The sequence below is a fragment of the Paenibacillus riograndensis SBR5 genome (genome assembly GCF_000981585.1).
Taxonomy (GTDB): Bacteria; Bacillota; Bacilli; order Paenibacillales; family Paenibacillaceae; genus Paenibacillus_AQ; species Paenibacillus_AQ riograndensis.
In genome coordinates this window covers 5,629,048-5,640,872 of record NZ_LN831776.1, presented here as the reverse complement: position 1 = coordinate 5,640,872, position 11,825 = coordinate 5,629,048, and the positions used below count along the sequence as shown (strand labels likewise).

At 52.7% G+C, this 11,825-nt stretch carries 8 protein-coding genes; 2 read left to right on the top strand and 6 right to left on the bottom strand.

Translation table 11 applies throughout. The features are described from left to right. The first annotated feature begins 12 nt into the window (after positions 1–12). The gene (locus tag PRIO_RS23980) at positions 13–2,073 is read left to right on the top strand and encodes a glycosyl hydrolase 115 family protein (RefSeq protein ID WP_039785486.1); all 2,061 of its coding nucleotides are present in this window, start codon (positions 13–15) and stop codon (positions 2,071–2,073) included. 73 nt (positions 2,074–2,146) lie between these two features. Here PRIO_RS23980 and PRIO_RS23975 read toward each other — a convergent pair whose 3' ends face one another. From PRIO_RS23975 to PRIO_RS23950, 6 genes are all read right to left on the bottom strand, one after another. Further along, positions 2,147–3,898 carry an ABC transporter substrate-binding protein gene (locus tag PRIO_RS23975; RefSeq protein ID WP_046505001.1) on the bottom strand — a complete coding sequence of 584 codons (1,752 nt, stop codon included), beginning with the start codon at positions 3,896–3,898 and terminating at the stop codon, positions 2,147–2,149. 75 nt (positions 3,899–3,973) lie between these two features. Then, on the bottom strand, positions 3,974–4,876 hold the full coding sequence (locus tag PRIO_RS23970) for a carbohydrate ABC transporter permease (RefSeq protein ID WP_020426117.1): 903 nt from the start codon (positions 4,874–4,876) through the stop codon (positions 3,974–3,976). Positions 4,877–4,886: 10 nt separating this feature from the next. Further along, positions 4,887–5,843: an ABC transporter permease gene (locus tag PRIO_RS23965; RefSeq protein WP_020426118.1), complete on the bottom strand. Its 957-nt coding sequence runs from the start codon at positions 5,841–5,843 to the stop codon at positions 4,887–4,889. Between the two features lie 125 nt (positions 5,844–5,968). After that, positions 5,969–7,528, bottom strand: a complete 1,560-nt coding sequence (locus PRIO_RS23960; protein WP_020426119.1) for a response regulator transcription factor — start codon at positions 7,526–7,528, stop codon at positions 5,969–5,971. After that, complete coding sequence (locus PRIO_RS23955; protein ID WP_020426120.1) at positions 7,521–9,308, bottom strand: sensor histidine kinase; 1,788 nt, start codon at positions 9,306–9,308, stop codon at positions 7,521–7,523. The genes PRIO_RS23960 and PRIO_RS23955 overlap by 8 nt, the downstream gene beginning before the upstream one ends. Before the next feature lie 680 nt (positions 9,309–9,988). Beyond that, on the bottom strand, positions 9,989–10,903 hold the full coding sequence (locus tag PRIO_RS23950; protein WP_020429108.1) for a dihydrodipicolinate synthase family protein: 915 nt from the start codon (positions 10,901–10,903) through the stop codon (positions 9,989–9,991). A gap of 158 nt (positions 10,904–11,061) precedes the next feature. Here PRIO_RS23950 and PRIO_RS23945 point away from each other — a divergent pair, with 158 nt between their 5' ends. Then, entirely contained in the window at positions 11,062–11,820 is a 759-nt protein-coding gene (locus PRIO_RS23945; RefSeq protein WP_020429106.1) for an IclR family transcriptional regulator, read from the top strand. Positions 11,821–11,825: the final 5 nt, after the last annotated feature.

Sequence of the window (11,825 nt, the reverse complement as noted above, 5' to 3'; positions counted from 1 at the left end):
TGGAGCCAAATCATGAATTCTTGCAGATCGTTGAGCCTATCGGCCGCAAGTCTATACGATATCCAAACGGGCTGGACGCGGCCGATCGAGCATGCCTGGAGCATGATTGCGAGAGATCATGCCGCAGTCTTCGGACAGGCACCTGTGCAAGGGAGCGCAGCTTCCGTCGTGGTGCGCTATGCACAGGAGGAAGACGGATGTCCGGAGTGGCCGGAAGCTTTCAGCTTCCGGTTCAGCGGCAGTGAGGCCGCCCCGGTGCTGCATATTATCGGTCGTGATGAACTCGGAATCATCTATGGGCTGCTTCATTACAGCCGTTACATTCTTGGTGTGGACCCCTTCTGGTTCTGGTCGGAGCTGCCGCCGGCAAGGCGGGACAGCATTCTTGTGCCAGTGGAGAATGTGGACAGCTTCCAGCCCAAGGTGCGGTACCGGGGCTGGTTCGTCAATGACGAGGTCTGCCTGATCGGGTGGAAGGAGCAGTACCCTCCGGGTGAAGAGGTGTGGCAGCCGGTGTTCGAAGCCCTGCTGCGCTGTGGAGGCAATATGGTGATTCCGGGAACGGATTTGCCGCGGACCGGCATCCACCACAGTCTTGCCGCAGATATGGGGCTGTGGATTACCCATCATCATGCCGAACCGCTGGGTGCGGAGATGTTCCTGCGGGCCTTTCCCGGCAAACAGGCCAGCTACAAGGAATATCCCGGGTTGTTTGAACAGCTCTGGCGGGAAGCGATCCGCAAACAGAAGGATGAGAAGGTGCTGTGGGTCCTGTCTTTTCGCGGCCAGGGAGACAAGCCCTTCTGGGAGAACGATCCGGGATTCGATACGCCGGAGAAGCGCGGCGCTCTGATCTCCAGTGTAGTCCGTAAGCAGTATGACATGGTCAGCGAAGCCGTACCGCAACCGGTCTGCTGCATGGCGATGTACGGTGAGATTACAGAGTTGTATAAGCAGGGATACATTGAGGTTCCTCCTGGTGTGATCAAGATATGGGCCGATAACGGCTACGGCAAAATGGTCTCGCGGCGTCACGGCAATCTGAACCTCCGTGTGCCTGCTTTGCCTTCTGCTGGTGATAATGGCAAGAACGGGGTGTATTATCATGTTACCTTTCATGATCTCCAGGCCTCCAACCATCTGACGATGTTCCCCGCACCGGCAGAGCTGATTGCGGATGAGCTGGATCAAGCCTTCGCAGCGGGGGCAGACGAATATTTGCTGGTCAATTCCGGCAACATTCTGCCGCATCTGTATACCCTGGATCTGGTTGCGGAGCAGTGGGCTACCGGATGTGTGAAGCCGGAGCAGCAGCTCCAGAACTTTATCGGGCGGTATTATACACAGCAGCAAGAAGAGATCGCCGGGCTCTATAGAAGCTATCCGGAATGTACCATCGCCTACGGGCCGAATCCGGATGACCGGGCGGGAGATGAGTTCTACCACCATCCGGCGCGGCAGATCATGGGCTATTGGCTGCGTGGACAGACGGCAGGGGATGAGCGGCTGCAGTGGTCGGCGGGAAGCGGAACCTTCCTGGAGCAGGTCCGCCGGTTCCGGGAACGGGCCGAAGCGGCTGTTCCCGGATGGGATACCCTGAGGCAGCGATGCGTTCAGGTAATGGAGCATCTGCCCGAAGATGAGCAGCACAGGCTGAATCATCAACTGCTGGTGCAGATTGATCTGCATCTTAGCGGCTGCCGGGGGCTGGCTTCTATCTGCAGAGCCTATGAAGCATACTCCGGGGGCCATTATCCGCAAGCCTTCATCCATGCGTCTCATGCGGTATGGAATTACAGCGAAGGCAAAGCCGCGCTGCAGCGGGCGGAGCAAGGACGCTGGGAGCATTTCTACCGGGCGGACTGGCTGACCAATCTGGATAATACAATCCAGCATGCCGATACTGTACGCAGATTCGTCCGCATTCAGGGGGACAGCCCGGATATGTTCCTCTGGTACAAAGAATACTTGATGCCGGAGACGGAGAAACATATTTATCTGGAAAATACACATCGGAATCCGTTGTCTGACGATGAATTGGCACAAAGACTGGAAAGTGTATTTTTCCTTTAGTACACTTGTAGTACACAACGTAAAACAGAGCCGTGCGGATTTCCCGCACGGCTCTTGTTGTTATAGCGCACTATTATTTATTAGTCCACAAAGCGACACGGTCCTGCACATATTTGGTATAGCCTTTTTCCATTTTCTCCACGCCGGCTTTGTCGAGGTCGGCCATGTAGTCCTCCCAGATTTTATCGAAATCCGCCGGTTTCGCCAGGATGGCCTGGGGAATCCGTTTCCACGTGATATCCCTCATTTTATTGCCCAGAATGGAGACCTCATCCTCGCCGGGAATGGCGATGTTCCAGGCGGCTCCATAGGCTTTTTCCTTGAATTCTTCTTCCTTCGGGAACAGATCCTTCCAGGTGGTGGCTTTGTAGGCGGCCAGGGTTTCCTTCTCGACGTCGCTGTAGCCAAGCACCAGCTGTTCCGGGAAGTTTCTGGTGTAATAGTTGCCGGTTGAGTCTTTGGCACCGTCGCCGTAGTGTACCATTATGTTCCAATAGAAGCCGAGTCCGGATTCCTTGGTAAACGCCGTATTATCATTGTTGATGCGGTCCTGAACCTCCTTAATAACGACCCGTTTGCCGTTTTCCACCGTATAATGCTTGCCTTCAATGCCCCAGTTGTTCAGAATCTGGCCTTCATCGGAAGCGAGGTAGTCCAGGAACTTGATTGTGCGGACCGGGTCCGGGTTCGTGCTGGAGATCGAGATGCCGTAGCCGCCCATGAAGCCGGTAGGCCAGAAGCTGGTTTCCTTATATTCTTTTGTCAGCGTGACCGGATAGTGGCCGTAGGTCTGGTCAAATTTGCCTGCCGTCTTAAGCGCCTGCTGGGCATCATTGTAGTCCCAGTCCTGGTCAATCAGGCCGAGCACCCGTCCGGTGGCGACTTTGGCTTTGTATTGGTCATACTTCTGCACAAAGCTCTCCTTGTCGAGCAGGCCGATGTCATTCATGTGGTTCAGCCAGCGGAAATATTCCTTCTCCTCCGGGCGGCGGAAGTGGTACATGGCTTCATGCGTTTCCTGATTGATGTAATATTCGCCGTCATCCGAGCCGCCGGTCGTGGCTACGGCCGGGTTGGTGACGGAAATATACATATGCCAGTCATCTGCATTCAGGGAGAGCCCGATATTTTTGTTGCCGTTCTCATCGGTGGGATGCTTCTCCAGGTAGTCCTTGATCACTTTCTCATAATCGGCAACCGTCCGGATTTCCGGATACCCGGCTTCCTTCACCACTCGGTGCTGCAGCTCGAACCCGCCGCCGGCCACAAATTTCTTCTCATTCATTGCCGCCCAGGTCGGAATGGCATAGATGGACTGGTCTTCATTGGTATATTTCGCCCGGGCGAGGTTATCGCCGAGCACACGCTTGATGTTGGGAGCATATTTATCGATTAATTCAGTCAGATCAATCACGGCCCCGGCATCGACCAGCTTGCCGATATCCGCTTTGGCGGAGATGATGTCGGGATATTCGCCGCCGGCTGCGATCAGGGCGATTTTTTGCTGCGGGTCGCCCACGGCAAATTCCGCATCGAGCGTGACGCCTGTTTTTTCCGTAATGACTTTGCTGATATCATCCTTCATATTATTCCAGTTCGGATTCGGGTCTTCGGCGAAGAAGGAGAGTGTCAGCGGACTCAAATCTTCGGTTTTCGCCGTAGCCTCGGCGGTTGCACTGGCATTGCCTTCGCCCGCAGCTTTAGTCGCAGCGGCATTCTCCGCCGTATTCTTGGTATTGTTTGAACCGCTGCAGCCTGCCAGCATACTGAGGAGCAAGGTCAAGACCATCAGCAGCATGTACGGTTTCGCTGTCTTGCTTGTCATGAATAGAAACCCTCCCTTTTTCTGGTCAAAAATGTATTGTATACACAGGCAAAGCCTGATGATACCGGAAGCGGACTAGCTTTTTACCGAACCCAGCGTCATGCCCTTGACGAAGTAGCGCTGCAGAAACGGGTAGACAACCAGAATGGGCACCGTAACCACGATGGTGATCGCCATTTTGACCGATTCCGGGGAGATTTGCGCCATCACCTCGGTCATATTGCGGCCGCGGAAATTATCCGCATTGGTTGTTGTGCTCTGGATGACCTTCATCAGCTCAAACTGCAGGGTGGTCAGCCCATCCTTGGAGCCGTTGTAGAGATAGGTGTCGAACCAGGCATTCCACTGGCCGACGGCCAGGAACAGCGCAATCGTCGCCAGCGCCGGTTTGGTCAGCGGGAGAATGACACGCCAGTAAATCGTGAAATCATTGGCCCCGTCCAGCTTGGCGGATTCCTGCAGGGCGTAGGGCAGGCCGTCGATGAAGGAACGGATGACGAAAACATTAAATGCGCTGACGAGACCGGGGAGGACATAGACACCGAAGGTGCCCATCATATTGAGGTTTTTGATCAGAATGTAGACCGGAATCAGTCCGCCCGAGATATACATCGTCAGTGCCAGGAACGTGGAGACGAATCTGCGGGCCTGAAAGTCCACCCGGCTTAACGTAAATGCGAGCATGGAGGCACTGACCAGTCCGAGTATCGTGCCGATGATCGTGCGCAGAATTGAAATCTTCAGTCCGGTCATCAGCCCGGAATAAGCAAAAATCGTTTCATAGTTCTTGACCGTAAACACGCGCGGATAGACTGTAATTCCGCCTTTGATGCTGTCCGTGGAGTCATTAAAGGAAATCGCCAGCACATTCAGAAAAGGATATAACGTGGCAATAGTCACCACGGTAATCGCAGCATAGACTACCAAATCGAAGATACGGTCCGACCAGGATGCGGCGGCCAGTTTTTTACTCAGCATAAAGGGCCTCCTATATGATGCTTTCCTTCGTTATTTTTTTGAAAATGCCGTTGGCGACGAACAGCAGAAACACACTTACCACCGAGTTGAAAATGTTAATGGCCGTCCCGAAGGAAAAACGCCCCAGTCCCAGCCCGTAATTCAGCGCATACAGGTCAAGTGTCTGCGAATAGTCGCGCACCAGGTTGTTGCCGAGCAGGAACTGCTTCTCGAATCCGATGCTGATTAAATGCCCGATCGACATAATCAGAAGGATAATAACCGTAGTCCGGATACCCGGCAGTGTAATATTGCGTACCTGCTGGAGCCGGCTGGCCCCGTCTACTCTTGCGGCTTCATAGAGCTCGGGACCGATGCCGGAGATCGCAGCCAGATAGATGATCGTGTTCCAGCCCGTTTCCTTCCAGACATCCGAGGCGGTGACTATGCCCCAGAACAGATTGCCTTTGGCCATGAATTGTATGGGTTCGCTGATCAGGTGCAGGCTCATGAGCAGATCGTTCACCGCACCGTTGTCGGTGGAGAGCATCTTGGTAATAATCCCGGCCGCAACGACCCACGACACGAAGTGCGGCAGATAAGAGACGGTCTGGACAAAACGTTTCAGAAATATCTGCCGCAATTCATTCAGCAGGACGGCGAATACAATGGGAATAATAAACCCGGCCAGCAGGCCCATGAGGCTCATCGCAAGGGTGTTGCGCAGCGCATTGAAGAATTGCTCATCTTGGAACAACTCCCTGAAGTACTGCAGGCCCACCCACTTCTGCTCGAAAAAAGACTTGCCCGGCTTGTATTTCTGAAAGGCCATCGTCCATCCCCATAAAGGCAGATAGTTAAAAACAAATGCCCAGAGCACAAACGGGACAGCCATCATATAGAGGTATTTCTGCTGCAGAAACTTTGGCCAAAAGCGTGAAGCTGGCTTCTTCGGCTCCGGCTGGACTTTGGCAGTAATCGCTTTCATTTATGTCCCTCCTTCGATATGCCTTATCATAATCCGCAAGGAATGCTGGAAACACCCGAACATTTAAGTTAAAAAACAGGGGGAAATCTGCTTTTTTCGTAAGCGCTTTCTGAAAAGAATTCCGTCTATATGGAGTTTTTTCTGCGGTAATCGGAAGGGGAAAGGCCTTCAATCTTCTTGAACTTTTCCCGGAAATAATCCACATCGCTGAAGCCGACTTCGCTTGCGGCCTGATGGATTTTATAGCCCTGGTCCAGTAGTTCCTTGGCTTTTCCGATGCGGATATTGTCCAGATAGCTGTTGAAGGAGAGGCCCGTGCTGCTCTTGAACAGCTTGCCCAGATAGGCGCTGCTGTAGGTAAACACATCCGCCAGCGTTTCCAGCTTCAGATTCTCAGGGTAATGGCGGTGAATGAGGTCAAGCATCCGCTTTATTAACACCTCCATATCATCGCGCTTAATTCCGCCTGCATATTGCTCCAGGAGAACGTTGATATGGGATTGCAGTTTCGGCAGGGAGGTATGCTTGTAAATCTGCTCGACCTGTTCATCCATTCGGCTGTGCAGCAGCTCCAGCTCCCTGTACTGGAGCGACAGCTTGTTCATCAGATGGGTAACCAGGCGGACATAACGGGATTTTACGGCCATTTCGGAATAACCGGCGGCAATCATCAGCGCTCCGGCTTCCTGAATCAGCGAAGGCAGAAGGTTGAGGCTGCCGATATCCATGGCAAAATACAGCCGCTCCGTCACAGGCGCCAGACCCGGTTCCACTTCCTCCGGTTTGACCGGCAGACCGGTCTTCAGCTTAAGGGAGTCCGGTCCGATCATCCCCGGCTCATCGTAGAAAAAATGCTCCTTCATCCGCGCCAGCGCGGACTCTTTGGAAGCAGGAACTTCCTCCAGAGAGTCCACCATATCTCCTGCGGTGATGATGCATTCCAGCCCTTGGGCGGTTACGGCTTCCCAGATATTCCGGACCATCAGCTGGCGCACCAGCTCCTTCTGATACGAAGGCTGCAGCAATACGCCCAGATAGGAGTCCAGGGAGAAGACAATTCCCCATTCCTGTTCTTCAAAGCTGGCCGCAAGTCTCGTCTTGACAGCCGTTGACGGTCCGTTGTCCGCATTGTCCTGGAGCAGCAGCCGGATCAGAACCACCTGATAGGAATCCCAGAGCAGTCCGGACTCCATCGCCGGTCCCTCCAATGCCGCCGGTGCCTGCGGGCCGTTATCCAGCAGCAGGGATTGGACCAGCATTTCGCGGCTCCATATTTTGACGGCGGCATCCTTCTTCCGGTAGACGGCGCGCGCTGCCAGTTCTGCAGACAGATTCGTCAGATACAGGTGCAGTTCATCTTCATCCACCGGTTTCAGCAAATAATTGTCGATCCCCAAAGACATCGCGCGTTTGGCATAGCTGAAATCCGCATAGCCGCTGAGGATGATGATATGCAGCTCCGGATCGTCTTCCCGCAGCTCCTTAATCAGCTCGAGCCCGTCTCTGCCGGGCATGCGGATATCGATAATCATCAGATCCGGGGAATGCAGCTCATATTTATGCTTCGCTTCTATGGCGTTCGCCGCGGTATCAACGACCACATAGCCAAGGCTCTCCCAGTCCAGCAGGGTTGCAAGCCCCTCCCGGATCGCCAGTTCATCATCCACAATCAGCACACTATACATAAGAATCACTCCTTAAAGGGATTTCAAAGCTGATCTGCGTGCCGAAGCCCTCCTGGCTTGCCAGCGTAAGCCCGCATTCCGGGCCATAGGTCAGCTTCAGCCGCAAATGAATATTGCGCATTCCGATATTATTGCTTTCATAGTCATCCTTGCTCTCCAGCATTTGGCGGATTTCGTGCATCCGCGTTTTTGAAATGCCGGCTCCATTGTCGGATACCTGAACCTTGAGCAGTCCGTCTTCGATACGGATATCCACCCGGACCATACCGCCGTCAATCCGGTTCTCCAGCCCGTGGACAACGGAGTTCTCCACCAGCGGCTGAATAATCAGCGGCGGAATCTGTACAAGATTCGCCTTGGGATCAATATGCAGCTCATAAGCGAGCCGGTCATCATAGCGGAATTTCTGGATGACGAGGTAGCAGCTCACCGTCTCCAGCTCGCTTTGCAGGCTGATTCTCCGGTTGCCGACCTCCAGATTTTTGCGCATCATTTTGCCGAGCAGCCGCACGACTTGAGAAATATCGGCCTGGCCCCTGACATGGGCCTTCATCCGGATCGATTCCAGGGCATTGAAGAGAAAATGGGGGTTGATCTGGCTGGCCATCATTTTGAATTTGATCTCGTTCTGCTTCAGCAGGATGGCGTTTTTTTGCCGGTTGGATTCCTGAACCTCACTCATCAGATCATTAATGTTCCGTACCATATGATTGAACTGTCTGGCCAGCTGGCCGATTTCATCTTTACCGTCAATGACAAGCGTGGCCCCCAGATTGCCGGAACCGACCTTGGAGATATGCTTGCTTAGCTGGAGCATCCGTCCGGTGAGCAGCCGCGAGAAATAATAGATCAGCAGAATCGCCATAATCAATGCGGAGAGGATGACAGCAGAAGCCAGCATAATAATCCGGTTGGGCTCCTTGACAATACTTTCCACGGAAAAGATGGAGATGATGCGCAGGCTGTTCAGACTTCCTCCCGGCTGCCAGTCATCAATCAGCATTGTGAAGGGTTTCCCGTCAATCGATACATCATAAAACCCTGGACCGGCAGCGGATTCGGCCTTGAAGTTCAGGTCATTCAGGGTTTGGCCGAGGAGTTCCGTGCGGTTGGAAGCCACAATGTTGTCGTTCTCATCTACAATCAGAGTTTCAAAGGATTCCTGGTTCAGGATGCCATTCAACCTGTCTGTATTCACGTTCACCACCAGCACACCCGAAGTCCGCTGCTTAAAAAAATTGACTTTGCGGATCAGGCTGAGGTAATACCGCCCATCGCGGTTGTCGCGGATATAGTTCCAGCAGACCATCCCTTTCTGGGCCAACGCAGTGCGGTACCATGGCTCCTGTGTGACCGTCCCGTCTGCCTGCAGGAACTCCCAGTTGTCCAGAACCGTCGGGTTGTCGATATACAGGCGGATGCTGGAGATTTCTCTGTACAGCCGGACAAATTCGCGGAAATCCGGGTAATTCCAGTAGGCCTGCACCACATCATAGACCGATACGTAGCGGTGGTTGGCGGCTTCCTCCAGACGGCTGTCATTGGACAGCCGGTAAGCGATGTCGAGTGGAACATCCAGCAATTCGCCGGTCCTTTTTTTCACCCGGTCCACATTGGCCGTAATCTGCTTCAGGGCATTGTCCATTGCCATATTCCGCAGCTCACTCGTCAGGAACACTCCCACAATAAGCACCGGTATCAGGGCGACACAGCCAAAGGACAGAAAGAGTTTGGTCCGCAGGCGCAGGTTGTTCATCGAGGTGATGATCCGGGCATACATGAATATAAACGCCTCCATTCTTTTTGTTGATAACGCTTACACGAGAGTATACCGTTAATTGCGAGGCTAATATATGCAATCATTTATGCATTTATTGTCTTTCATTGGATACTTTTCATAAACCGGGGTGGGGGCGGAGAGCTGAAGGGGAGCGAGGTGGAAATAGTCCACTTAAATCGGCCCAAAAGTGTTCAACAGAAGGGAATAGTGGGAAAAAGTAGACTTAATTTAGTTGATTTTACCTGTAAGGGGGCAAATCGGCCGAATTAGTTATCCTTTTTCCAACTAGCATTTGCAGGGAAGCAGGATGGGACAAATTAGGTATACTTTTTCCACCTATATAAATTGAACTTGAAAATATTACAATTAGGGGAAAGTGGCGGAGGAGAAGTTTGGAACTGTAGGAGCGGTAGCGTCCGCCTTTGTCTGCGGATTTCCACCGTTAATAACGGTATACAATCAAGAAATCTGTAGACAACAGCGGCCGGAAGTCCAAACATTCTCTGGAGTCACGATCCATCCCAAATAGAAAAATCACAAGTTCAATTTATATAGGCGTGTTTCACCCCTGAAGGCGGACTCAGGAGTCCCGAGACAACCTAAACCACAAATTAAAAACGGCTATACTGTCCAGGGATGGACGGAGTAGCCGTTTTGTTTCGGGAACGAACGCGGTGGCATTATGCAAAGGGAATCCCCGCGTTGCTGAATATTTGTTTCAACTGCTGCTCCTTCTCATCGTTCCAGGGATTTGCCGGGGAATGGCTGAAGGCAGGAACGGGCACACCGGCCAAACGGACCGCTTCCTTGATGGCGGGAATGAAGGGATCATCCAGCGCATACAGCGGCGGAATTTGAATCAGCTTCCGGTGATATTCAAGCACCTCTGAGAATTGATTCATCTGAAAGCTGCTGAATAAGCCAAGCATCAGCTGCGGGGCAAAATTAGCACTGGCTGCGATGGCTCCGGCACCGCCTGCGGCAAGGGTTGGCAGTAAATATTCGTCAAAGCCGCAGAACACGGCGAACGCCGGGTTCACTTCTTGGACCAGCAGAATCATCTGGCGGATATGGCTTAGCTGGTCTACCGTTTCCTTGATGCCAACCACCTGGGAGTAGCGGGCTGCAAGGCGTCTGACAAAGGCGGGACTCAAATCCTGGCCGGTAAGCGCCGGGAAATTGTACAGCATCAGAGGGAGCTCTGCTGCTTCGGCAATGGCGGCATAATGCGTGAACAGGCTTTCCTCGCTTAGCTTGCAGTAGTAAGGGTTGATGACAACAACACCAGTGGCCCCGCTGCGGGCAGCATGCCGGGTGAGGCGCAGCGCTTCGGAGGTTGTATTGCTGCCTGTTCCAATCCAGACCGGGAGGCGCCCGTACGTATAATCAATGCAGAACTCTGCAATTTCTTCCCGTTCCCCCGCGTCGAACTGATTGAACTCCCCGGCAGTTCCCAGGAAGAACAGGCCATGAACACCTTTGTCTATCAGGCTGTCGATTAGAAGCTGCATTCCGCCACGGTCGAATTTCTGCTGTTCATTCAGGATGGTGGGAACGGGGGGAATAATGCCTGCATTTGTATGAATAATATTCATTTGTTTTCGCCTCCGAGTTTGATATTATAAACATAAGATTATTATATTGAACTCAAGGAAGTTTATCAAACAATGTTTTGCCAAACATTGTTTATCTGATCAGCCTCAAAGAGGTGATCAGATACTGTTAATAATCTTTAAGAAAGGGGATAGAGGGATTGGACCGTAAATATTGGGTTCCCGCCCTGGAACGGGCTGATTTGATTCTGACGGCGATTTCCCGGAAGCCCGGGGAATATAAAATGACCGATCTGTGTGATGCAACCGGCATCAACAAAAGCTCGATGTTCTCCCTGCTGCGGACGATGGAAGCCTTGAACTGGGTGACGAAGGATGAGAAGGAAGCCTATGCGCTTGGGGCAGGGGTGGCTTATCTCAATAAGGTGTTCAATGAGTCACACAAGCAGAACTACAATCTGGTGGAACATTTTCTCAAGGCTTCTGCAGAGAGTATTAAGGCCGTTGGCGAAACCTTTCAGCTATCGGTGCTGGACCGGAGTGAAATTATCTATCTGGCCAAGCTGGAAGGGCCATCGCTGGTGAAGCTGGAGTCCAGCCCGGGGATGCGGTTTCCGGCACATGCGACAGCGATGGGAAAAATGATGCTCGCGCTGCTCCCGCCGGATGAGCTGGACCGGAGGTACCCGGACAGAATTTTAACTCCGGTAACTTCACATACGCTAACAGACTGGAGTGAATTCACGGCAACATTGGCGGAAATCCGCAGCAGCGGATATTCGGTGGATCAGGAGGAGATTATTCAAGGAATCTGCTGTGTCGCCGCACCGGTCCTTGATGCTTCCGGGAATGCGGTTGCGGCAGTGAGTACCTCCATGCTGCGGCATGCCTACCTGGACAAGCAGGAAGCGGCGATTCAAGAAGTAATCCTGCTTGGGAAGAAGCTGTCCTTGGCTTAATGCTC